Annotated in this window: 23 protein-coding genes; 11 read left to right on the top strand and 12 right to left on the bottom strand. The window is 67.1% G+C overall.

Annotated features, from left to right (window positions below; all coding sequences use genetic code 11):
- Positions 1-36: 36 nt before the first annotated feature.
- The 3 genes from JOF48_RS17040 to pepN all read left to right on the top strand — a co-directional run bounded on the left by JOF48_RS17040 (position 37) and on the right by pepN (position 5,271).
- The gene (locus JOF48_RS17040) at positions 37-1,476 is read left to right on the top strand and encodes an SDR family NAD(P)-dependent oxidoreductase (protein WP_209682673.1); all 1,440 of its coding nucleotides are present in this window, start codon (positions 37-39) and stop codon (positions 1,474-1,476) included.
- Positions 1,470-2,537: a YeiH family protein gene (locus JOF48_RS17035; protein WP_245346591.1), complete on the top strand. Its 1,068-nt coding sequence runs from the start codon at positions 1,470-1,472 to the stop codon at positions 2,535-2,537. Before JOF48_RS17040 ends, JOF48_RS17035 begins: the two co-directional genes overlap by 7 nt.
- A gap of 112 nt (positions 2,538-2,649) precedes the next feature.
- Entirely contained in the window at positions 2,650-5,271 is a 2,622-nt protein-coding gene (gene pepN / locus JOF48_RS17030) for an aminopeptidase N (RefSeq protein WP_209684712.1), read from the top strand.
- A gap of 36 nt (positions 5,272-5,307) precedes the next feature.
- Here the strand turns inward: pepN and JOF48_RS17025 are convergent, their stop codons facing one another.
- The 7 genes from JOF48_RS17025 to JOF48_RS16995 form a co-directional block, all read right to left on the bottom strand.
- A complete protein-coding gene (locus JOF48_RS17025; protein ID WP_209682670.1) occupies positions 5,308-6,393 on the bottom strand; it encodes a tellurite resistance/C4-dicarboxylate transporter family protein in 1,086 nt (361 codons plus the stop codon).
- Positions 6,372-7,433 carry a lipoate-protein ligase LplAB gene (gene lplAB / locus JOF48_RS17020; protein ID WP_209682667.1) on the bottom strand — a complete coding sequence of 354 codons (1,062 nt, stop codon included), beginning with the start codon at positions 7,431-7,433 and terminating at the stop codon, positions 6,372-6,374. Before lplAB ends, JOF48_RS17025 begins: the two co-directional genes overlap by 22 nt.
- A 134-nt stretch (positions 7,434-7,567) precedes the next feature.
- Positions 7,568-7,822 carry a type B 50S ribosomal protein L31 gene (locus JOF48_RS17015; protein ID WP_110501743.1) on the bottom strand — a complete coding sequence of 85 codons (255 nt, stop codon included), beginning with the start codon at positions 7,820-7,822 and terminating at the stop codon, positions 7,568-7,570.
- 161 nt (positions 7,823-7,983) lie between these two features.
- The gene (locus JOF48_RS17010) at positions 7,984-8,442 is read right to left on the bottom strand and encodes a peroxiredoxin (RefSeq protein ID WP_209682663.1); all 459 of its coding nucleotides are present in this window, start codon (positions 8,440-8,442) and stop codon (positions 7,984-7,986) included.
- Between the two features lie 84 nt (positions 8,443-8,526).
- A complete protein-coding gene (locus tag JOF48_RS17005; RefSeq protein WP_209682661.1) occupies positions 8,527-9,333 on the bottom strand; it encodes a TrmH family RNA methyltransferase in 807 nt (268 codons plus the stop codon).
- The gene (locus JOF48_RS17000; protein WP_209682658.1) at positions 9,330-10,109 is read right to left on the bottom strand and encodes a sulfite exporter TauE/SafE family protein; all 780 of its coding nucleotides are present in this window, start codon (positions 10,107-10,109) and stop codon (positions 9,330-9,332) included. The genes JOF48_RS17005 and JOF48_RS17000 overlap by 4 nt, the downstream gene beginning before the upstream one ends.
- Before the next feature lie 22 nt (positions 10,110-10,131).
- A complete protein-coding gene (locus tag JOF48_RS16995; protein ID WP_209682655.1) occupies positions 10,132-10,917 on the bottom strand; it encodes an ABC transporter ATP-binding protein in 786 nt (261 codons plus the stop codon).
- A 175-nt stretch (positions 10,918-11,092) separates the two neighbouring features.
- Here JOF48_RS16995 and serB point away from each other — a divergent pair, with 175 nt between their 5' ends.
- Positions 11,093-12,007: a phosphoserine phosphatase SerB gene (serB, locus tag JOF48_RS16990; protein WP_209682652.1), complete on the top strand. Its 915-nt coding sequence runs from the start codon at positions 11,093-11,095 to the stop codon at positions 12,005-12,007.
- A gap of 132 nt (positions 12,008-12,139) precedes the next feature.
- On the opposite strand, the gene JOF48_RS16985 is transcribed toward serB, so the two are convergent.
- The gene (locus tag JOF48_RS16985) at positions 12,140-12,880 is read right to left on the bottom strand and encodes an SDR family oxidoreductase (protein ID WP_209682649.1); all 741 of its coding nucleotides are present in this window, start codon (positions 12,878-12,880) and stop codon (positions 12,140-12,142) included.
- 103 nt (positions 12,881-12,983) lie between these two features.
- A complete protein-coding gene (gene fabG, locus JOF48_RS16980; RefSeq protein ID WP_209682647.1) occupies positions 12,984-13,718 on the bottom strand; it encodes a beta-ketoacyl-ACP reductase in 735 nt (244 codons plus the stop codon).
- 131 nt (positions 13,719-13,849) lie between these two features.
- Here fabG and JOF48_RS16975 point away from each other — a divergent pair, with 131 nt between their 5' ends.
- From JOF48_RS16975 to JOF48_RS16960, 4 genes are all read left to right on the top strand, one after another.
- Positions 13,850-14,377 carry a DUF3099 domain-containing protein gene (locus tag JOF48_RS16975; RefSeq protein ID WP_209682644.1) on the top strand — a complete coding sequence of 176 codons (528 nt, stop codon included), beginning with the start codon at positions 13,850-13,852 and terminating at the stop codon, positions 14,375-14,377.
- Positions 14,364-14,636, top strand: coding sequence for a hypothetical protein (locus JOF48_RS16970; protein WP_209682641.1), 273 nt, complete (start codon positions 14,364-14,366; stop codon positions 14,634-14,636). Before JOF48_RS16975 ends, JOF48_RS16970 begins: the two co-directional genes overlap by 14 nt.
- A 3-nt stretch (positions 14,637-14,639) precedes the next feature.
- Positions 14,640-15,533 carry an SURF1 family cytochrome oxidase biogenesis protein gene (locus JOF48_RS16965; protein ID WP_209682639.1) on the top strand — a complete coding sequence of 298 codons (894 nt, stop codon included), beginning with the start codon at positions 14,640-14,642 and terminating at the stop codon, positions 15,531-15,533.
- Positions 15,534-15,660: 127 nt separating this feature from the next.
- A complete protein-coding gene (locus JOF48_RS16960; protein ID WP_209682636.1) occupies positions 15,661-16,152 on the top strand; it encodes a YbaK/EbsC family protein in 492 nt (163 codons plus the stop codon).
- A 59-nt stretch (positions 16,153-16,211) separates the two neighbouring features.
- Here the strand turns inward: JOF48_RS16960 and abc-f are convergent, their stop codons facing one another.
- Positions 16,212-17,810 (bottom strand): ribosomal protection-like ABC-F family protein, encoded by a 1,599-nt coding sequence (gene abc-f, locus JOF48_RS16955; RefSeq protein ID WP_209682635.1) that lies wholly within the window; start codon positions 17,808-17,810, stop codon positions 16,212-16,214.
- A 185-nt stretch (positions 17,811-17,995) separates the two neighbouring features.
- Here abc-f and JOF48_RS16950 point away from each other — a divergent pair, with 185 nt between their 5' ends.
- The 3 genes from JOF48_RS16950 to JOF48_RS16940 are packed head-to-tail and all read left to right on the top strand — an operon-like array spanning position 17,996 to position 20,003.
- Positions 17,996-18,619 carry a biotin transporter BioY gene (locus JOF48_RS16950; protein ID WP_209682632.1) on the top strand — a complete coding sequence of 208 codons (624 nt, stop codon included), beginning with the start codon at positions 17,996-17,998 and terminating at the stop codon, positions 18,617-18,619.
- Positions 18,616-19,335: an energy-coupling factor ABC transporter ATP-binding protein gene (locus JOF48_RS16945; RefSeq protein WP_425353725.1), complete on the top strand. Its 720-nt coding sequence runs from the start codon at positions 18,616-18,618 to the stop codon at positions 19,333-19,335. Before JOF48_RS16950 ends, JOF48_RS16945 begins: the two co-directional genes overlap by 4 nt.
- The gene (locus tag JOF48_RS16940; protein WP_209682630.1) at positions 19,335-20,003 is read left to right on the top strand and encodes an energy-coupling factor transporter transmembrane component T family protein; all 669 of its coding nucleotides are present in this window, start codon (positions 19,335-19,337) and stop codon (positions 20,001-20,003) included. Before JOF48_RS16945 ends, JOF48_RS16940 begins: the two co-directional genes overlap by 1 nt.
- Here JOF48_RS16940 and JOF48_RS16935 read toward each other — a convergent pair.
- Both JOF48_RS16935 and JOF48_RS16930 read right to left on the bottom strand, forming a co-directional pair.
- Positions 20,000-21,196, bottom strand: a complete 1,197-nt coding sequence (locus JOF48_RS16935) for a thiolase family protein (protein WP_209682628.1) — start codon at positions 21,194-21,196, stop codon at positions 20,000-20,002. The two genes, JOF48_RS16940 and JOF48_RS16935, sit on opposite strands and share 4 nt — an antisense overlap.
- Entirely contained in the window at positions 21,177-22,694 is a 1,518-nt protein-coding gene (locus JOF48_RS16930; protein ID WP_209682626.1) for an AMP-binding protein, read from the bottom strand. Before JOF48_RS16930 ends, JOF48_RS16935 begins: the two co-directional genes overlap by 20 nt.
- Positions 22,695-22,784 lie beyond the last annotated feature (90 nt).

Genomic DNA, 22,784 nt, shown 5'->3' with positions numbered 1-22,784 from the left:
GGATCGGGGGCGCCGCCGAGAGGCTAACATTGTGGAGTGAGCGCCCCCGATTTGACCCCTGAAGAAATCCAAAACTGCATCAAGGTTCTGGAAACCATCCACGTCTACGACGAAGAACATCCCGACTACGTGTCGGTGCGCCGGGCCACCGGAAAAATGTTCAAGGCCGTCAAGCGGCACCGCCGCAACGTCAAGCGCGATGCCGTCAACGATGCCGACAAGGCCGTCATTGCATTGACCGCCACCGCGGCGCCGGACCGGATAGACGACGAAACGCGGGGAAACAAGCTCCAGCCGTCCACCACCGGTGAATCTGCGGGCACGCTCATCCGTTCCCGGCCCTGCTACATCTGCAAGCAGCACTACACGCTCGTGGATGCCTTCTACCACCAGTTGTGCCCGGACTGTGCCGCCTTCAACCATTCAAAGCGCGACGCGCGGACCGACCTCAGCGGCAAGCGTGCCCTCCTGACGGGCGGCCGGGCCAAGATCGGCATGTACATTGCCCTGCGCCTGCTCCGCGACGGCGCCCACACCACCATCACGACCCGCTTCCCCAAGGACGCCGCCCGGCGCTTCGCAGCCATGGAAGACTCAGGCGAGTGGCTCCACCGACTCCGGATCGTGGGCATCGACCTGCGCGACCCCACCCAGGTTGTGGCCCTGGCCGACTCCCTCAATGAGGCCGGCCCGCTGGACATCATCATCAACAATGCCGCCCAGACGGTGCGCCGCTCCGGCAACGCCTTCAAGCCGCTCATCGATGCCGAGCTGGAGGACCTCCCCACGGACGCCCCCATGCCCGAGCTGGTCACCTTTGGCCACGCCCATGACAAGCACCCCCTGGCCCTGGCCACGCAAATGATGGAGCACCCGAAGCTGGCCGGGGACGAAATTGCCTCGCTGGCGCTGTCCATGGGTTCGGCTTCGCTGGAGCGCATAGAGGCCGGCACGGCCATCGACGCCGGCGGCCTGGTCCCTGACCTGGCCACCATCAACTCCTGGACGCAGGTGGTTGACCAGGTTGACCCGCTGGAGATGCTCGAAGTCCAGCTGTGCAACGTCACGGCCCCGTTCCTGCTGGTTTCGCGCCTGCGCCCGGCCCTGGCAGCCTCCCCGGCGCACCGAAAGTACATTGTCAACGTCTCCGCCATGGAGGGCCAGTTCTCCCGCGCCTACAAGGGCCCCGGACACCCGCACACCAACATGGCCAAGGCCGCGCTGAACATGCTCACGCGCACCAGCGCCAAGGAAATGCTCGACACCGACGGCATCCTGATGACGGCCGTGGACACGGGCTGGATCACCGACGAACGCCCGCACTACACCAAGGTCCGCCTCGCCGAGGAGGGTTTCCATGCCCCGCTCGACCTGGTGGACGGCGCCGCCCGCGTCTATGACCCGATTGTCATGGGCGAGTCCGGCGAGGACCAGTACGGCGTCTTCCTCAAGGACTACAAGCCCAGCCCATGGTGAGGCCCGACGGCGGGATGGCGCCTTTCGCTGCCACGGCCCGTTCGCTGGGCCCCGGCCTTGCAGCGGCGGTGGCCGCGGTGGCCGTCTCCCTCCTGGTCCACTCCCTGGTGCCGCTGCTCCCGGCGATGACCGTCGCCGTCGTGCTTGGCATTGCGGCAGTGAACCTGCCGGGGACGCAGGCCCTGTGCGAGGGGCCGTGGCGCAAGGGGCTGAATTTCGCCGGCAAGCACCTGATGAGGGTCGGCATTGTGTTTCTGGGGCTCAAGCTCAGCCTGGGCGACATCATGGACCTGGGGTGGGTGAGCGTGGCGCTCATCATCGGCGTGGTGCTGCTCAGTTTTTCCGGCACGCTGGCACTGGGCCGGCTGTTCCGGCTTGGCGGCGACACCCCCCTGCTGATCGCCACGGGATTTTCCATCTGCGGGGCGTCGGCCATTGGTGCCATGGCGGCCGTCAAGGGAACCAAGCATGAGGACACGGTGCTCCCCGTGGCGCTCGTTACACTGTGCGGCACGCTGGCCATCGGCATCCTGCCGCTGCTCATGAACCCGCTGGGGCTCAGCCCGCTGCAATTTGGCCAGTGGGTTGGCGCGGGGGTGCACGACGTGGGCCAGGTGGTGGCCACCGCCCAGACCGCCGGCGCCGTTGCACTGAGCGCCGCCGTGGTGGTCAAGCTGACCCGCGTGGTGCTGCTGGCCCCGATTGTTGGCGTGGCCGGCGCCCTGGAGCGCAGGAGCCATGCCAGGGCACTGGAGCTGCGCCGCGCCACCACCCTTGAGGCCGTGGAGGCGCCCAAGTTTCCACCGGTGGTTCCGCTGTTCGTGCTGGGCTTCCTGGCCATGGTGGCGCTGCGCACCACGGGGTGGCTGCCGGAGTCCGCGATCGAGGCGGGGGCACTGGCACAGGACATTGCCCTGGGTGCGGCATTGTTCGGGCTCGGTTCCAGCGTCCGCATCCGCGAGCTGCTGAACACGGGGCTGCGGGCCACGGTCATGGCTCTTTGTTCATGGGCCCTGATCGCCGCCCTGGCGTTCGGCGCCGTGCACCTCATGTCCACCTGAGCAGTTGTCCGCGCCATGGCCTGGCGCCCGCCCAACCCGGTGCACCGACGGTCCCGGCACCGGGGGCACTGGCCGGGGGGCCTTTTTCGGGGGTCCGTGATTGAATGAAATGGTGTCAAACCATAATCTTTCGCGAAGCGAAGCAGCCGCCCGAAAATCCCTCCTCACGGTCCACAACTACGACGTTGAACTGGACCTGGGCCTGGCAGAAGACCCGGCAATCCCGGGCTTCCCCAGCGCCACCACCATCACCTTCTCCGCCGACACCGCTGCCGGCACCTTTACGTTCCTGGACTTCATCGGCCCGAGCGTCGAGTCCGTGGTCCTGAACGGAACTGCGCTTGACATCTCGGAGGTGGTGGACGGCTCGCGCATCCACCTGCCCGGGTTGGCGGCAGAGAACACGGTGGTGGTCCGCGCAACGGCCGCCTATTCCAGCAGCGGCGAGGGCCTGCACCGCTTTGTGGACCCCGCCGACGGCAAGACATACACGTACACGCAGTACGAGCCCGCCGACGCCCGCCGCGTGTTCGCCAACTTTGAACAGCCCGACCTGAAGGCTCCCTACACCTTCCGCGTCACGGCGCCTTCAGCGTGGGAGGTCGCCTCGAACCAGTCCGTGAGCAGCCGCAAGGAACTGCCGGACGCGGGAACCGTCCGTTGGGAGTTTGCGCCCACGCTGCCCATCTCCACCTACATCACCACGGTCCTGGCCGGCCCCTACTTCAAGGCGGAGGACCATTTCTCCATGGCGTTCGGGCCGGACAGCTCCCACGCAGGGCAGACGCTGGACATCCCGCTTGCCGCGTACTGCCGCGCATCCCTCGCCCCGCACTTCGACGCGGAGGAGATCTTCAAGGTCACCAAGGCCGGGCTGAAGTACTTCAACGAGCTCTACGACTACCCGTACCCGTTCGGCAAGTACGACCAGGCCTTCGTGCCCGAATACAACCTCGGCGCCATGGAAAACCCCGGTTTGGTCACCTTCACCGAGTCGTACCTGCACGCCTCCCGCGCCACCGACACCGCCTACCAGCAGCGCGCCAACACGATCATGCACGAGATGGCGCACATGTGGTTTGGCGACCTCGTCACGATGGGCTGGTGGGACGACCTCTGGCTGAAGGAGTCCTTCGCCGACTTCATGGGCCATCTCGCCGTCGCGGAGGCCACGCCGTGGGGACCCAAGTCGTGGACCATGTTCGCCAGCCGCCGCAAGGCGTGGGCGTACACGCAGGACCAGCTGCCCACCACGCACCCCATCGTCGCCGACATCCCGGACCTCGAGGCGGCCAAGGCCAACTTTGACGGCATCACCTACGCCAAGGGCGCCTCCGTCCTCAAGCAGCTGGTAGCGTACGTGGGCCAGGATGCGTTCATCGCCGGCTCCCGCGAGTACTTCCGCACGCACGAATACGGGAACACCTCGCTCAATGACCTGCTCGTCCCGCTCAGCAAGGCCTCCGGCCGCGACTTGAACGAATGGGCCGCCCAGTGGCTGGGCACCTCAGGCATGTCCACCCTGCTCCCGGACCTGGACACGGACAAGGGCGCCGTCACGCAGCTCACCATCAGCCAGACGGCCCTGGACCCCGTCACCGGCAGCGCAGCCGTGCGCCCGCACCGCCTGAAGGTCGGTTTTTTCAGGCACGACGGCGGAGCCCTGGTCAGGAGCGACTCGTTCGCACTTGATGTGGTGGGGGCGCAGACGATCGTGGCAGAGGCAGTGGGGCGCCCCTCCCCCGACCTCGTGCTGGTCAATGACGAGGATCTGACGTACGCCAAGGTCCGTCTCGACGCAGCTTCGCTCTCCACCGCATTGGCTTCCGTGGGCACTGTTGCCGACCCCCTGGCCCGCAGCCTGGTCTGGTCCGCGTTGTGGAACGCCACGCGGGACGGGCTCCTGCCGGCCGCCGTGTACCTTCGCACGGTTGTGTCCCAAGCAGGCGGGGAGGCGGACACGAGCCTCCTGCAGACCCTCGCCGACAACTCGCTGCTCGCACTGGCCCAGTACTGCCCGGCCGCGGACCGTGACGGCGCACGCGACGTCCTGCGGGCCGGCGTCGAACATCATTTGGCGCAGGCGGGTGCCGGCAGCGACGAACAGCTGGTGTGGGCGCGCACCCTGGCACTGCTGGGGCGCAGCACGGATGCCGTGAACGCCTGGAGCAGGCAGCTGCTTGCCGGCAGCGACGTCCCGGCCGGGCTGGTGGTGGACGGCAGCCTGCGCTGGCTGCTGTGGCAGCAGCTCGCGGCACGCGGGGCCGCGACGACGGCCGAGCTGGATGGCGAGCTGGCAGCCGACACCACGGCCGAGCACCGGGCCAACCGCTGTCTCGCCGTGGCGGCGCTGCCGGACCCCCAGGGCAAGGCTGCCCGTTGGCAGGAGGCCGTGGTGGGGTCCGAGCTGAGCAATGAACTGCTCAGCGCCACGATTGCCGGGTTCACGGTGGGCGCAGCGGAACTGCTCGAGCCGTACATCGAACCGTACTTTGCTGCGATCGAGGACGTGTGGAGCTCGAGGAGCCTGGAAATTGCCGGGCGCATTGTGCGCGGGCTGTTCCCGGTGTCGCAGGACCTGGAGCCCGGCACCGCGCCGGAGCACCATTCCGTCGTGCACCGCACGGACGCCTGGCTGGCGGAACACCCGGATGCCGCCGCGGGGCTGCGCCGGATCGTGGTGGAGCAGCGTGACCAGCTTCTGCGGGCACTGCGGGCACAGGCCGCCGCCTGACACCAAATCCACGCCTGAATGCGGGGCTCCTGCCACTTAGGTGGCGGGAGCCCCGCGCCGCATCCAGAGGGTGAACGTCAACAGCATGCCCAGGGCAACGGCCAGCCAGGCTGCCACGGCCACCCAGGTGGTGACATCGCCAACCCATGCAACCAGGGGCATGTGGTTTTCCTTGCCGAACCTGAATGTGGCCACGGCGAACATGCCCAGGGGGAACACGATGGACCACAGCGAGGTGCCATAGCGCAGCGGTTCTCGCCGCACCACGTGGCGCCAGAAGCCGAAGGCCACCAGCAGCGGCACCCACCACAGGCCGAAGGCCCACAGCAGGTAGCTGATGCCGCCCACGGTGGCGCCGGCCACGGCGATGACGGGGACCTCGGACGGCAGGTGCAGGATCATGGAACCGGCCAGCACCGTGATGGCGGTTGCACCCATGAAAATCCAGTTGGTGGGTACGATCCCGCCCAGGTTCTCGCCTCCGGTCAGCAGGCGCAGCATCACCAGGGTGGTCAGCGTGAAGTACAGCATGATGCCCACACCCCAGAATGCCACGGCGGTGTCGCTGAGCAGCCGCACGCTGCTGCCCCCGGAGGCCAGCGAGGCGGCAGCCATGGACAGGGACTGGGTGGAGACCACCCACAGGAACCACGTGCCATCGACGGGCAGCAGCCGGGGCCGGCGCGTCTCACCGATCTCAGTCCGCAGCATCATGGACAGCGGAACCCCGTAGGCCAGGAAGAGCCACAGCGGCATGCTCATGGCAGCCATGATCCAGGTGGCGGCGGGCGCCACGGGGTGGAAGCCGATTCCCACCACGTTGATGGCAGCCACCACGGTCAGATAGCCGAATCCCTTGTGCGGGTTGCGAAAGTCGGCGACGGCATCGTTGGTGTGCGTGAGCAGCCGGCCCACCAGGCCAACCAGCAGCACCACCAGCCCTGCCGCGGCAATGCACAGGAGGGTCCAGGAGGTGCGGGTCCATCCGGCGTCGAGCAGGGCGGAGGAGACGATTCCGGTGGCCATGACAAAGGCGAACGAGGCCGGCGGCTGGTTGGGCCAGCGTCTCCCCCGGGTCGCTGCGGCGCTGGTGGGCAGGCTCATGGGACGCGGTGCAGCCATTCCTCCGTGCCGAACTTGCCCTCGACGCGGCGGCGGGCCTCTTCCAGCTCTTCGTCGGTGAGGCTGGCGGGGCGGGCACCGTAGCGGGCGGTGAAGGTCTCGGCCATGCGTGCCAGGATGTCCTCCCGGCTCATGCCGCTTTGGCGCCGCAGCGGGTCGACGCGCTTCTTGGCGGAGCGGGTGCCCTTGTCGGACAGCTTTTCCTTGCCGATCCGCAGCACCTCGACCATCTTGTCGGCATCGATGTCGTAGCTCATGGTGACGTGGTGGAGCATGGCGCCGTTGCTGAGCCGCTTCTGTGCAGCTCCGCCGATTTTCCCCTTGTCGGTCGCGATGTCGTTGAGGGGAACGTAATACGCCTCGATGCCCATGGACTCGAGCGCCGCGAGCACCCAGGCGTCCAGGAACTTGTAGGAATCTTCAAAATTCAGCCCGTCCACCAGGGTCTGGGGCAGGTACAGGGAATAGGTGATGCAGTTGCCGGCCTCCATGAACATGGCGCCTCCGCCGCTGATCCGGCGCACCACGTGGATGCCGTACTTCTCCACGCCTGCCGGGTCCAGCTCGTTGCGGTAGGACTGGAAGCTGCCGATCACCACGGACGGTTCATCCCAGTCCCAAAACCGGAGCGTCGGGTTGCGCCGCCCGGCACCCACTTCCTCCGTCAGCACCTCATCGAGGGCGACGTTGACCGCCGTCGGCAAGACCGTGGGCGCGATGATGTCCCATTCGTGGTCGATCCAGCTGGAGGCCTTCGTCAAGGCGCGGCGGACCGTGATGGCCACGGCCTGCGGGGAGAAGCCGAAGAGCACGGCATCCGGCGGCAGCGCCGCGGTGACTGCCTCGGCAATGGCCTCGGCAGGGAGGCTGGCGGAAAGCCCCTCCAGTGCGTTGTTGATGGCGTCGAGCGCCTCGTCGGGTTCCAGGAAGAAGTCTCCGCTGACCCGCACGCCGCTCAGGCGCCCGTCCGCCACGTGGGTGTCAACCACCACCAGCTTGCCGCCGTGGACCTTGTATTCGCCGTGCAGAAGAATTGCCATTCCTCCATCTTCGCGTCAGTCCGTGCTCCAGGCAAAACCGCCGCTTAAACAGCTGGCCCGCACCTGGCGGCGAAAACACGACAAGTAAGTCGGCTGTTCGCTGCCCGGTGCGGGCCGGTGCAGGGGCGGATGAATTACTTCTTGCCGAAACCTGCGAAGCGTGCGTTGAAGCGCTCGACACGGCCGGCGCTGTCCATGATGCGCTGCTTGCCGGTGTAGAACGGGTGCGACTCTGAGGAGATTTCCACGTCGATGACGGGGTAGGTGTTGCCGTCTTCCCATTCAATGGTCTTGCTGGACGTGGCGGTGGAGCGCGTCAGGAACTTGGTGCCGGAAGCGAGGTCGTTGAAAACGATGGCTTCGTACTTGGGGTGGGTGTTCTGCTTCACTGTGAACCTCAGAGTGTTATTGCCTGGATTTTGCCAGACGGATGAATGTTATGGCCACTGGGACCAGCTAGAAACTTTACCGGTTCCCGGCAGATTCACCAAGCCGGGCCACATCGGGCCGCGGCGGAACCGGTTCCGGCCGGACTCCTTGCGGGCCGGTTCTAGTTCATGGCCTCCAGCGCCGCCAGCGCCTGGTCGGCGTGCAGGTCCATGTTGGTTTCGCTTGACACCGCGAAACGCAGGATGGCGTCCCTGTCAACAATGAAGGTGGCCCGCTTGGTGGGCAGGGATTTTGCCAGCAGCCGACGCCGGACGCCAAAGAGATCTGCGACCTCGCCTTTCCTGTCGCTCAAGAGTGGATAGTTGAAGCTGTTCTTCGTGGCGAACTCCAGTTGCTTGGCTTCGGAGTCGGTGCTGATGCCCACGATGGAGGCGCCGGCAGCGGCAAATTCCGCCTGCAGGTCCCGGAAGTGGCAGGCTTCCTTGGTGCAGCCGCCGCTGCCGGCCAGCGGGTAGAAGAAGACCACGAGCGGCCCGTCGGCGGTCAGTTCCTTTAGGGTGCGTACTTTCCCGTGCTGGTCGGGCAGTGAAAAATCAGGGACTTTCTCATCAAGCTTCATGGTGCCAGCCTACTCCCGCCCGGCCCTCCCGGACGGTCCGGGCTGCAGCCCGCTGCCCTGCCATTGGCGCGGGGCTCAAGGGACTCAGCGGCGCGGGTCCGTGGCGAAGAATGCCACCGCGCTGGCAGCGGCGACGTTGAGCGAATCAACTCCCGCGTACATCGGGATCATGACGGTGTTTTGTGCCGTGTCCAAGGTCTCCCGGCTCAGGCCGTAGCCCTCACTGCCAAGGATGAGCGCGAGCTTGTCCTCGTTGCGCGCCGCGAGCTCATGGATGGTGAGCGAATCCTCTTCCAGGGCGAGGGCCGCCGTCGCAAATCCTGCGCCGTGCAGCAGCTCCAAACCAGCAGGGAGGTTCTCAAGCCTGGCCCAGGGAATCGCGAACACGGTGCCCATGCTGACGCGGATGCTGCGACGGTAGAGGGGGTCCCCGCAGCTGGGGCTGATGAGGACGGCGTCGATGCCCAGGGCTGCTGCGGAGCGGAAGATGGCGCCGATGTTGGTGTGGTCGCTGATGTTTTCCAGCACGGCCACCCGGCGGGCCCCGACCAGCAGCGCCTCAACGGGAACGGGCGCGGGGCGGTGCATGGATGCCATGGCGCCGCGGTGCAGGTTGATGCCGGTGATGTCCTCGAGCATGGCGGCGGTGCCCACGTAGGCGGGGATGCCGGGGTGGGCGTCAAGGACGTCCTGGACTTCCGGCAGCCGCTTCTCCGAGACAAAGAAGGAGCGTGGGCTGTGTCCGGCGGCGAGGGCACGGCGCACCACCTTGGGGCTTTCGGCGATGTACAGCCCCTCGGCGGGCTCCTTGGCCTTGCGCAGCTGGACGTCGGTCAGTGAGACGTAGTCGCTGACGCGGGGGTCGTTGGCAGATTCGAGGTGGATGATCATGCGGCAACCAGTTTCTGGATCATGAAGAAAAGTGCGACGAGTCCCAGCACCACGATGACGCTGCGTAGCACCACGGGCGGCAGCTTCCGCCCGATCCGGGCTCCGATGAAACCGCCGGCGAGGGAGCTGACGGCAATCAAGCCCACAATTTGCCAGATGATCATTTCGGGGGCAAAAAGGAGGTAGGAGATGGCGGCAATGACGTTGACGCTCAGGGACAGGACGTTCTTGACGGCGTTGGCGTTTTGCAGCGTGCCGGACATGAAGATGCCCAGGATGGCCACGAGGAGCACTCCCTGGGCCGCCACGAAGTAGCCGCCGTAAACACCGGCCAGGTACACGAGCACCACCATCGCGAGGTCGTGCGAGCGGGCGGCCGGCGCATTTTCACGCCGCACCTTGATGGCCTGCTGCAGCTTCGGCTGGAATATGACCAGCGCAAGCGCCAGCACGATCAGCACCGGCGCCACCACGGAAAAAACTGATTCCGGCAGGTGCAGCAGCAGGTACGCTCCGGTGATGCCGCCCAGGATGGACGCCGGCATGAGCCGCACCAGGTTGTGGCGCATCCCGCGCAGTTCGCGCCGGTACCCCCACGTTCCCGAAATGCCGCCTGCGATCAGGCCCATGGCGTTGCTGACCACGGCCATGACCGGGGCCACGCCCAGGGCGATCAGGATGGGGAAGGTGACCAGCGTGCCCGAACCCACCACGGTGTTGATGGTGCCGGCCCACAGCCCGCCGAGCAGGATGAAGAGGGATTCGAGCGCGTTCACGTGCGGCGGGGGCGCGCGGCGGCTAGTTGCGTGCCGTGGCCGTGTACCGGCCCGCGGTGCTTGAGACTGACAGGGGCAGGCCGAAGGTGGCGGAGAGGTTTTCCTCCGTCAGGACGTCCGCGATGGGGCCCTGGGCCACGACGCCGCCGTCGCGCAGCAGGAGTGCGTGGGTGAATCCCGGCGGGATTTCCTCCAGGTGGTGGGTGACCAGGACCGTGCTGGGCGCGAAGGGGTCCGCGGCGAGCTCGCTCAGGCGCTTGACCAGGCCTTCGCGGCCGGCCAGGTCCAGCCCGGCACCGGGCTCGTCCAGGAGCAGCAGTTCGGGGTCGCTCATGAGGGCCCGGGCGATCTGCACCCGCTTGCGTTCGCCGTCGCTCAAGGAAGCGAAGGGGCGGTTGAAGAACGTGGACACACCCCACTCCTCCAGCAGGCCAAAGGCGCGGCGCTCGTCGTCGCGCTCATAGTCCTCGCGCCAGCGCCCTGTGACCCCGTAGGAGGCGGTGACCACCACGTTGAGCACCTTTTCGTGCTCGGGGATCTGGTGGGCCAGGGCGGCGGAGGCCAGGCCGATGCGGGGGCGCAGTTCAAAGACGTCCACGGCGCCCATGACCTCGTCGAGAATGCCGGCCACGCCGCGGGTGGGGTGCATGCGGGCACCGGCGATCTGCAGCAGCGTGGACTTGCCGGCGCCGTTGGGGCCAAGGACCACCCAGCGTTCGCCTTCGGTGACGCGCCAGTCGATGTTGTTCAACAGTGTTTTGGTGCCGCGGACTACGCTGACACCGGCCAAACCCAAAACTTCACTCATAAGCCAAGAGCCTATGACACGAGGGGCGGCCAGCGCTAACCAGCGCGCCCGCTGCGCCAGGGCAGCGGGACGGCGCAGCAGGCCCGTCCCCAGGTGCGGCGCGGAGGCCGCAGATGATGACGCCGCGTGGCGCCGCGGGACCGGGCCCGGCCGTGAATTCGCTAGAATGCTACTCATGCCCTCCACACTTACCGCAGTCAGCTATGGCCAAACACTCTCCCCCGCAGCCCTCGACAAGGTGCGTACAGTCCTGGCCGACCACGGCTACAGGATCGCCTCGGAGCGTGTGGAGAACCACCCCGGCTTCGATGCCGCAATCCTTGAGCTGGGCTCACTGAACCCCAGCGGTACCAGCGAGGCCCAGTATGCGGCCCGCCTGACCCGGCTCCGCACAGCACTGGCAGATGCAGCGGAAGATGGCGTCAGCACCGCCGTCGTGCCGGACTCCCTGCGGCAGGCGGGGCGCAAGTTCATCATCATGGACGTGGATTCGACGCTGATCCAGCAGGAAGTCATCGAACTGCTGGCGGCCCACGCCGGGACAGAGGCCGAAGTGGCCAAGGTCACAGAGGCGGCCATGCGCGGGGAACTGGACTTTGCCGAAAGCCTGCACCACCGCGTGGCAACGCTGGCGGGGCTGCCTGAAAGCGTCCTTGCCGAGGTGGGCGCCAAGATCAAGATGTCGGTCGGGGCCGAGCGGCTCGTCACCGAGGCGAAGGCGGCCGGGCACGTGGTGTGCGCGGTGTCGGGCGGCTTCTCGCAGATCCTGGCGCCGCTGGCCGAGCGGCTGGGCCTGGACCATGCACTGGCGAACGACCTTGAAATTATTGACGGCGTACTGACCGGCAAGGTCAGCGGGGCTGTGGTGGACAGGGCCGCGAAGGCCGTGCAGCTGCGAGCCTGGAGCGCCGAGGCCGGCATTTCCGAAACGGCCACGATGGCCCTCGGCGACGGCGCCAACGACCTCGACATGATGGCCGCCGCCGCACTGGGCGTGGCCTTCAACGCCAAGCCTGCAGTACGGGCCGTGGCCGACGCCCAGATCAACATCCCCAACCTTGACGTGGCGCTGGCCCTGGCGAACATCTAGTCCGCCCGGCGGCCCGCCCGCAACCGCTTAAAGTACGACGGCGGATGGCTTCCTTCCCATGGGAAAGGCAACCATCCGCCGTCGCACCTTAAAGCCGGCCGGGACTGTTGGGTCGGGGCAACTTGGACAGGCCTATTTGAAGTAGTCGGCGCCGCCAACGTATTCGGTGTGTCCGCTGGGGACGTCGGCCGTGGCCATCTTGGCGATCTCCTCGGCGAACTCGGCCACGGAGTACAGCCGGCCGGCCTCGGCACGGCGGGCTTCGATGGCGCCCGGGTTGGCACGGTCCAGCAGGGTGGCCGTGACGGTGCCCTCGATCATGTCGCCGGAGACGACGACGAGCGAGATGTCCTCGGCGGCCAAGTTCGGGATCAGGGCGCGCAGGGCGTCCTCGCCGGCACGCTTGCTCTTGGCAACGGGCTCGTACTCGGGCATGGTGGGCACGGTTTCAATGAAGTGCGCCTGGTGGCTGGTGACAAACACCACGCGCGCACCGGCCGGCAGCACCGGCATGGCGGCGTTGAGCAGGTTGACCTGGGCGTCGCGGTTGAGCTGCAGGGCATAGTCCGGGGCCATGCCGCTTTCCATGCCGCCCGAGGCGTTCAGGACCACCAGGTCCAGGGAGCCAAAGTTCTCCAGGGCCGCACTGACCAGGGCCTGCACGCCTTCCTGGGTGGTCAGGTCCGCGCCCACGGCGACGGCGCGGCCGCCTGCCTCCTGGATCTGGGCCACGACCTTGTTGGCGCGCGGTGCCTTCTGCCGGTAGTTGACCACCACGGCGGCGCCTTCTGCGGCCAGGAACTTGGCCACGTCGGCGCCCACGCCGCGTGAGGAGCCGGTAACAATGGCTGTCTTTCCATCAAGCTTTCCCATTGATGCATTCCTTAATCTTGTGCGTGCAGGGTTGTTGCCGCACCTAAGTGTGCGGCTGTCCTGCCTTGAATCTTACGTGCGGGGACAGTGTGCGGCTGCGGGCCTAGTGGCCCATGCCCAGTCCGCCGTCGACGGGGATGACTGCGCCGGAGATGTACGCGGCCTCGTCGCTGGCAACCCAGCGGACCACGTTGGCCACTTCCTCGGCGGAGGCGAAGCGGTTGGCCGGGATCGAGGACAGGTACTGCTTCTGGGTTTCCTCGGGCAGTTCCGCCGTCATGTCGGTGCTGATGAAGCCGGGTGCCACCACGTTGGCCGTGATGCCGCGCGAACCCAGCTCGCGGGTCAGGGAACGGGCGATGCCCACCAGCCCGGCCTTGGAGGCGGCGTAGTTGATCTGTCCGGGCGAGCCGTACAGGCCCACCACGGAGGAAATCAGCACGACGCGGCCCTTGCGCAGCCGGATCATGCCCTTGGAGGCGCGCTTGATGACGCGGAAGGCGCCGGTGAGGTTGGTGTCCACCACGGAAGTGAAGTCGTCCTCGCTCATGCGCAACAGCAGCGTATCCTTCGTGATGCCGGCGTTGGCCACCAGCACCTCCACCGGACCATGCGCGGCCTCAACCTCGGTGAACGCGGCGTCGATGGAGGCCGCGTCAGTGACATCGGCCACCACGCCAAGAATGCCGTCAGGCAGCTCCGAAGGGCTGCGGTAGGTCACCGCCACCTTGTCCCCGTTGGCCAAGAAGGCCTTTGCAATCGCCAGCCCGATGCCGCGGTTGCCGCCGGTGACCAAAACACTGCGACCCTGGCGCTCTTCGCCTGCCGGTGCACTCATGTATTCCTCCTGGAAGCCAATGTTGAAACATATTCGCTTATGAATCCTACGGTGAAAGGCACCCCGGCACACACTTGGCTTTTGGTTGTGCACCCCGGCAGTGAGAGAATGAAGACGTCCCTTGGAGTGTGATGAAAGACCAATCAGCTACGCCGAAGTTCGGTGCGGGCAGGCGCAGCAAGTACCGTCATGGCGCCTCCGATGCCCCCGTTCAGTCCATTACCAACGCCACCGTGGCCCACAGCGACGACATGCGCCACCGCATGGTGCAGTACTCCGTCACAATGGGCATCCGCATGGTGTGCCTTGCCGCCATTTTTGTCTTCGATGGCTGGTTCAAGCTTGTCCCGATAGTCGGCGCCGTGGTGCTGCCTTGGGTGGCCGTCATGATTGCCAACGGCGGAGCGGATGTCTCCCACCAGAACGATGTCGAGCTGCTCGACGAGGCCCCCATGTACGCCATTGGCGCCGCTGACGTGCCCTCGGACGACGGCGGGTCCTCCCCCGGCGACATCCTCACCGGCGAGATTGTCCCCGACACAGACCATGACGAACCGGCTGCGAAAGCCCCGCGGCAGGATGCGGACATTCCGGCCCCGGAGGAACCACGCCGGGGCCAGGCAGAACATGAGCAGGAGAAGCACCATGAGCATCTTTGACATGCTGCCTGGCGGCGGGAACCCGGGCGCACCGCAGGGTCCCGAATCCCCCGTCTGTTCCCGCAAGGGCTGCCGCGCCGATGCCACGACGCAGCTGCTGTGGAACAACCCCAAGATCCACACACCGGATCGCCGAAAGATTTGGCTGGCCTGCGACGACCACGTCGCATGGCTGGAAGACTATTTGAAGGGCCGGTCCCTGTGGAAGGAGACCCTGCCCCTGGACGCCCTGCCGCTGAACCCCGAGGATCCCGCCTAATCCATGAAGACCTACAAGTTCCTCTTCTCCAGCCGCTGGATCGGCTACTTTGCCATGGCGCTCGTGTTCGCGGTAGCCTGCGTGGCGCTGGGGAACTGGCAGATGAACCGGCGCAACGCCGTCGTCGAAAACATTGCCAAGATCCAGCAAAACTACTCCGGAGAGATTGTCGACTACAACGACATCTCGGGAAACTTTGATGCACTGGACCCCGCCCGGGAATGGACGCAGGTGCGCATGACAGGCACCTACCAGAGCGCCGACCAGCGAATCGTGCGCAACCGGCCCCTCAACGGCGCCCCCGGCTATGAGGTGCTGGTGCCGCTGAAGCTCGACAACGGCGAGACCGTCATTGTTGACCGCGGCTGGCTGCCGATCGGCAACAAGGAGGCGGGCCACCCGGACAGCGTGCCGCAGCCGGAATCCGGTCAAGTCACCGTGGTGGGGCGGCTCAAGCCGCCGGAACCCGCACTGGACCGGGGCGCCCCCGAGGGACAGATCGCCTCCATCGACCTCGACTCATACGCGGCGCAGCTGCCGTACGACATCAAGACCGGGGCGTATGCGCAGCTGGCCACCGAGTCCCCCGCCGCCGCGGTGAACCCCACACCTTTCCCCGCGCCGTCCATTGATGAGGGCTCGCACCTGAGCTACGCGCTGCAGTGGATCGCCTTTGGCATCCTGGCGTTCGTCGGCTTTGGCTATGCGGCCCGCATGCAGCGGCGCAACGACGACTACGACGCCATGGAGGCCGCCGAGTCGGGCGTGCCCGTGGACGAGCTCTACGGCCGCGGCTCCGCATTCCACCCGCGCCGCCACACCAAGGTCCGCAAGCCCGGAGCGAAACCCACGGCCGAAGAGGAAGAGGACGCCCTGCTGGACGCGCAGGGCTTCTGACACAGGGCAGCGGCCACCGGCCTCCCAGTGCCCGCGAGCTCGCAACGGGGCCCTCGGCCGGTAGCGCCTGCCGGCCTCCCATTGCTCGCACGCTCGCAACGGGGCCCTCGGCCGGTAGGCTTGGGCCATGAGCGTGGACAGCGAAACCGAAGTTCCCAATCCTGTTGTTGAAAACGTCCGGGCTGCACTCGCAGCGGCCGGGCTGGAGGACACCGTGGTGGTTGTTCCGGACTCCGTGGCCACCGCCGCGGCCGCGGCCGCTGTACTTGGCTGCGAGGTGGGGGCCATCGCCAACAGCCTTATTTTTGAGTGCGGCGGCGAGCCCCTACTAATACTGTCCAGCGGCGCCGGCAAGGTCGACACCAAAAAAGTGGCGCGTGACCACGGACTGCCGAAGATCACCCGCGCCACGCCGGAATTCGTGCTGGAACATGCGGGCCAGCCTGTGGGCGGGGTGGCACCGATGGGCCACAGGGAACCGATTCGCGCCTTCCTCGACACCGACCTTGAACAGTACCCTGTGCTGTGGGCCGGAGCCGGAAGCCACCAGGCCATGCTGTCAATCAGCTACCGGCAGCTTCTGCAGAGCACTGGGGCAACTGAGACCGCAGTCCGCTGACGCACACTGTGGATGGAGGCAGGACCATGCACTGGGCCCGCCCCCCATCAACAAGGAAGCTATGCGAGGGTGATCAGGTCCAGGTAGTCCTGGCTCCAGAGGTCCTCGTCGCCGTCGGGCAGCAGCACGACGCGTTCCGGATCCAGCGCCTCCACGGCACCCTCGTCGTGGCTGACCAGGACAACTGCGCCCGTGTAGTTCTTCAGGGCGCCCAGGATTTCCGCACGGCTGGCGGGGTCCAGGTTGTTGGTGGGCTCATCGAGCAGCAGCACGTTGGCGCTGGAGGCCACAATGGTGGCCAGGGCCAGGCGGGTCTTCTCGCCGCCGGAAAGCACGCCGGCAGGCTTGTTGACGTCGTCGCCGGAGAACAGGAAAGAGCCCAGGATGCCGCGCACTTCCGCGTCGTTCATGTCACCGGCCGAGGCCCGCATGTTTTCCAAAACAGTGCGTGTGACGTCCAGGGTGTCGTGTTCCTGGGCGTAGTAGCCGACTTTCAGGCCGTGGCCGTGGATGATCTCGCCTGTGTCCGGCTTGGACACGCCGGCCAGCATGCGCAGCAGCGTGGTCTTTCCGGCACCGTTGAGGCCCAGGATGACAACCTTGGAGCCGCGGTCAATTGCCAGTGAAACGTCGGTGAAGATCTCCAGCGAACCATAGGACTTGCTGAGCCCCTCGGCCATGAGCGGGGTCTTGCCGCAGGGCGAGGGGTCGGGGAAGCGCAGCGCGGCCACCTTGTCCTGGGCCCGCACTTCTTCCAAACCGTCCAAGAGCCTTTGGGCGCGCTTGGCCATGTTCTGCGCGGCGACGGCCTTCGTGGCCTTCGCGCGCATCTTGTTGGCCTGGTCCATGAGGACGCCGGCCTTCTTCTCGGCGTTGGCACGTTCCCGGCGCCGGGCGCGCTCGTCGGTTTCACGCTGGGCCAGGTACTTCTTCCAGCCCAGGTTGTACTGGTCGATCGTGGCGCGGTTGGCATCCAGGTGGTAAACCTTGTTCACCGTGGCTTCCAGCAGTTCGGTGTCGTGGCTGATCACGATCAGCCCGCCCTGGTGGCTCTTGAGGAAGTCGCGCAGCCAGGAGATGGAGTCCGCGTCGAGGTGGTTGGTGGGCTCATCGAGAAGCATGGTCTGGGCGCCGGAAAAGAGGATGCGGGCCAGTTCCACGCGGCGGCGCTGGCCGCCGGAGAGGGTCTTAAGCGGCTGGTTCAGGATCCGCTCGGGCAGTGCCAGGTTCGAGGAGATGGCGGCAGCCTCGGCCTCGGCGGCGTATCCGCCGTTGGCAAGGAATTCAATTTCCAGGCGGTCGTAGCGGCGCATGGCCTTGTCGCGGACCGCATTGTCCTCGCTGGCCATGTCGGTCTCGGCCTTGCGCAGCTTGGTGATGACCTGGTCCAGGTCGCGTGCAGACAGGATCCGGTCCTTGGCCAGCTGCTCCATGTCTGGGGTGCGCGGGTCCTGCGGCAGGTAGCCGATCTCCCCCGTGCGCGTCACCTTCCCGCCTGCGGGCAGGCCTTCGCCCGCAAGGACGCGGGTCAGCGTGGTCTTGCCGGCACCGTTGCGGCCCACCAAACCGATCTTGTCACCGTTGTCGATGCGGAATGATACTTCGTCCATGAGCAGGCGCGCTCCGGCACGTAACTCAAGGTCTTGGACCGATATCAACGTGTAACCTTTCACATAAGCGGAAATTGCTGAACAGTGTTCAAGTCTGATTTTGGGCAGAAACACCGAGCGCAACCTAGCTAGTCTAACGACGATCCGTAGTGGCGAAAATCCCGGACTGCGGAAGAATCGAATGAAAGCAGCTTTTAATGACGTCAACAGATCCCCAAGGCAGGGTCGGCACCATGAATGAACCGCACCCCGGCAACGGCAACCGGCCCCCAGCAGCCGCGGCCCCCGCACGGCGGCGGCGCGGCTGGAATGCGATGGATCTCTCACTCATTGCAGTGTTTGCGGCCCTCATGGCCGCCTCGGTGGCCATCCCCGGCATCAACGTCGGTGCACTGGGCGTTCCCATCACACTGCAAACCCTGGTGGTCAGCCTGTGCGGGCTGGTGCTCGGATTCTCGCGCGGCACCGCCGCCGTCAGCCTCTACGTCCTGCTCGGGCTCATCGGCCTGCCCATCTTCAGCGGCTTCCGCGCAGGCCCCGCCGTGTTGGCGAGCCCCTCCGCCGGATACATCATCGGATTCATCTTCGGCGCAGCGGTGGTGGGCGCCCTGGCCACCCTTGCCGTGCGCAGCCGCTGGCGCGTGGCCGGGCTTTTCGGCGCCGCCCTGGCCGGCGGCCTGGTGATCCACGTCTTCGGAATTGCCGGCTTCATGGTCCGTGGGATGGGCCTGCAGGTCGCCGTGCTGACGGACCTTGCCTACATTCCCGGCGACATCATCAAGAACGTCATCGCCGTGGCCATTGCACTGAGCCTGCACCGCGCGTTCCCGGACCTCCTGGTGCGTCGTCGCAAGTGAACCAGCCGGCAACCCCCTCAATTGTCCTGTCCGCCGCCGGCGTCAGCATCGAATCCGGCGACCCCCGCTCCCCCGAACCCAAGCGCATCCTCTCACCGCTGTCACTGACCCTTGATGAGCGCCGCATCGCCGTCATCGGCGCCAACGGCAGCGGCAAGTCAACACTGCTGCGTCTGCTCAACGGCCTGGTCCTGCCTTCTTCGGGCACGGTCCATGTCCACGGCCGCAGCACCCATGGCGAGGGTTCGGCCGTGCGCTCCTTGGTGGGCTTTGTCTTCACCGACCCGCTGTCGCAGCTGGTCATGCCCACGCCGCTTGAGGATGTTGAGCTGTCGCTGCGCCGCACCAGGCTCAGCAAGGCCAAGCGACGGGAGGCGGCCATGGCGGTCCTGGCAGGCTACGGGCTGGAGCACCTGGCGGCCAGCAGCATCTACGAACTGTCCGGCGGAGAACGCCAGCTCACCGCCCTGGCGACCGTGCTCGCCGTCGAACCTTCCATCCTGGTCCTCGACGAGCCCTCCACCCTCCTGGACCTGCGCAACACCAGGCTGCTGATGGAGCGCCTGTCAGCCCTGCCGCAGCAGGTCATCATGTCCACGCACGACCTCGCCCTGGCCGCCACGTTTGAGCGGGTCCTGGTGGTAGATGACGGGGAGATTGCCTTCGACGGCGGGCCCCGGGAAGCGGTCGAGCGCTACCGAAGGCTTGTGGGATAGTGCGCGGACATGCGTTCATGGTGGCCGGCTACATTCCAGGCGACTCCTTCTTCCACCGGATGCGGCTGGGGCTGAAGGCCGCGGCCCTGTTTGCGGTGGCGGTGTTGTGCCTGGCCTCTCCGTTTGTGTCTGTCGCCGCGGGCTTATGGACGACGACGGCGGTCCTCGCCGCCGTTGTCGGCGCCCATTTCGCGGCCGGGCTGCCGTGGGGCAGGTTGTGGCGGGCGGTCAAGTTGATGCTCATTTTTCTGGTCCTGATCGCCGCCTACCAGTGGTGGCAGCACGGACCGGCAGTAGCGTGGCAGGTCATTGCCGCCATCATTGCCACGGTGCTGGCTTCGAACATCCTCACGGCCACCACGCCCGTGGATGAGCTGCTGGACGGCCTGGCCTCGCTCGTCCGCCCGCTGGAACGCATCGGGGCCGACCCGGAACGGTTTTCCCTGACGGTGGCGCTGATGCTGCGCAGCATTCCGTTTGTCATCGGCGCCTTCGCCGACGTCCGTGACGCGGCGCGTGCCCGCGGCCTGGAGCGCAACCTGATGGCCCGGTCGCTGCCGGTGGTCATTGCCACCGTGGCATACGCGCGGAGCACGGGCGAGGCCCTCGCCGCCCGCGGCCTGGGCGAGCCTGCCGCGCGTCCTTCGGAACGCACGCCCGCGGACTAGATTTCCAGCGGCCGGAAGTGGGCCGCGATGCCCATCCCGCCGGCCATGCTGATCATGGCAAACAGGTCTTCAACCGGGGCGGCCCCTCCCGGGGCCGCCCCCTTCTGTGCCTGGGCGAGCAGCCGCGTGACGAGGACTGCGCCCGAGGCGCCGTACGGATGCCCCAGGGCCAGCGCCCCGCCGTCGCGGTTGAACCGGGTGGCATCCAGTCCCAGCAGGTCCGCGGTGGCGAGAACCTGGGATGCAAACGCTTCATTGAACTCGATGCTGGAATTCCGCAGCGTGCCCACGGACAGCCCGCGGTCGTCGAGGAGCCGGCGCATGGCGTGGGCGGCGCCCACGCCGAGCAGGTTGGGGTCGTTGCCTGCCACGGCACTGCCTTGGAACTGCAGCACCGTGGCCCCGCTGCGCGCCACCAGCTCCCGAGCCCGTCCCAATTCCGCCACCAGCATCACAGCTGCACCGTCGCTGAAGGGGCAGGAGTTTCCTGCCGTCACGGTGCCGCCGGGCACGAAGGCCGGCGGGAACCGGGCCATGAGGCGCCCGTCCAATGTAGGCCGGGGCCCCTGGTCCGCGGCCAGGCCCGCAAAGGGCAGGAGCTCGCCGTCGAAAAGCCCGCCGCGTGCCGCCGCAACGGCCCGGCGGTGGCTCTCCACGGCGTAGGCGTCCTGCCGCTCCCGGGAGATGCCGAAGTGCCGCGCCACGTTTTCGGCGGCGGTGCCGGCGTCGGGGTCGCCCGTTTCCAGGGGTGCAAATTGCGCGCGGTCATAAAAATCCAGCGTGCCGTCCGCGGCGCGGTGGGCACGGGCCGGGGCGGTGCTGATGCTCTCCACTCCCCCGGCAACGTACAGCTCCCCCGCCCCCGCCTGGACCAGCCGGGCGGCGAGGACCACCGCCTCAAGGCCGGAGCCGCACTGCCTGTCCACGGTCAGCCCCGGCACGGAATCCGGGAGCCCTGCAGTGAGCGCGGCCAGCCTGGCCACGTTTCCGCCGCCACCTGTGGCGTTGCCGAGGATCACGTCGTCAATCTGCCCCGGGTCCACCCCCGCGGACGCCACCACGCCCCGGATGGCAGCCGCCGCCAGCTCATGGGCACGAAAGGCTGCATAGGCCCCGCCCGCCCTGGCATTGGGCAGCCGCCGTGCCACCAGCACGACGGCGTTCGGCCTGCGGTCAGCTGCTGCGGCGTGCACGGGCGTCCCCCTCTTCTATCCACTGCGCCAATACCTGCCGGCTGATTTTGCCGCTGCCCGTCAAGGGCAGTTCCTGCAGTTCGTAGTAGCGGGACGGACGGTGGCTTGCCGGCAGCGCACCCACGGCAGCGCGCAGCAGGGCGGGCATGCCTTTCCTCGCACACCCGTCCCCGGCGGGGCGGAATGCGGCCACCAGCATCCGGCCGCGGAGCGGGTCAGCGATGCCGGCCACGATGATGTCCGAGAGCCTGTCGCCGGCGGCTGCGGCCATCGCTGCCTCCACCGCGTGCGGGTAGACATTGGCGCCGGAGACCAGGAGCATGTCGCTGGCCCGGCCGGCAAGGTGCAGCACTCCTTGGGCATCGAGCCAGCCCTGGTCATGGACCGTGTGCCATCCGCCTCCCAATGTTGAGAAGGCCAGTCCGTCGTCGCCCCACGCGTAGCCGCTGCAGACAAGGGCGCCCTTCACGCACACGCTGCCACGCGTCCCGGCAGGCAGTTCCACACCCTGCCGGTCCAGGATGGCCAGCTGCACCCCCGGGAAGGCCCGGCCAACTGCGTTGGGTGCGGCCGCGTCCGGCAATGCCGTGCCTGTCCCGGGTGTCGGACCGCCCCCGTCGCCATGGCCACCGACATGGGTAAGGGCAAGGGCATGGATTTGGGCACCTGCATGGGCAGGGGCTGGCTGGATGGTCGAGGCAGCAACGAAGCCCAGCTCGGCAGCGCCGTAGTACTGCTGGATGAGGGCATGGGGAACCCATTGGCGCACCAGCGACAGTGTTGCCGGTGTCAAGGCGGCTCCGGCGCAAACAATGTGGCTCAGCGCCGGCGCAGCCTGGCCGGTGGCGAGGGCGCGGCGCGCCAGCAGTTCCAGGACTGTGGGCACCAGGACCAGCCGGGTTGCCCGGTGCCCTGCCAGGGCGGCCAGGGCAGCGTCGGGGCTGAAGTGCGGCAGGCCAACAAAGGTTCCCCCTGAAAAGAGGGACTCCCCCAGTGCATAGAGATTCATGCTGGCGGCAAGCGGACCGGGGGCCAGCGTCACGGTGTCCGGTGACAGGTGGAAGTACTCTTCACTGGCCGCAAAGGATTCCCGCCACGAGGCGGCGGTCCGCGTAAAGGCCTTGGGCACGCCGCTCGTCCCGGACGACAGGCCCAGCAGGAAGGGACCCGGCGCGTCCGGCTGCTGCGGGATGTGGTTGTCGGCAGCCCACGCCCGGGCACGGCCGGCCAGTTGCCCCCGCAATTCCGCCGGCCACCCGGCGTCGAGAACCATGGCCACCTGCCTCCGGTGGGCAGCGGCGCAAAAGGCTGCGGCCAGGTCCACACCGGGCGGAAGGTCAATGATGGCCAGGGATGATGCAGCGCCACCGGGGGCTGCAGCTGGTTCCTGCGCCGCAGCCAGGAGCCCGGCATAGTCCAGGGAGGCGCCGCCCACCATGACGGCCGGGTGGCGGCCCCGAACACCGGCCCAGTGGATCAGGCGCTCAATGAAGGGCATCGTTCAATCCTAGGCGAAAGCTGTGGCATGGCGGCCTTCCGGTGACGTCCCGTGACGATTTTCTGCGCAACGGCTGCGGCGCACCCTTGC

Origin of the sequence: Arthrobacter stackebrandtii (genome assembly GCF_017876675.1) — a bacterium.
Taxonomy (GTDB): domain Bacteria; phylum Actinomycetota; class Actinomycetes; order Actinomycetales; family Micrococcaceae; genus Specibacter; species Specibacter stackebrandtii.
This window is presented reverse-complemented; position numbering and strand designations above follow the sequence as displayed.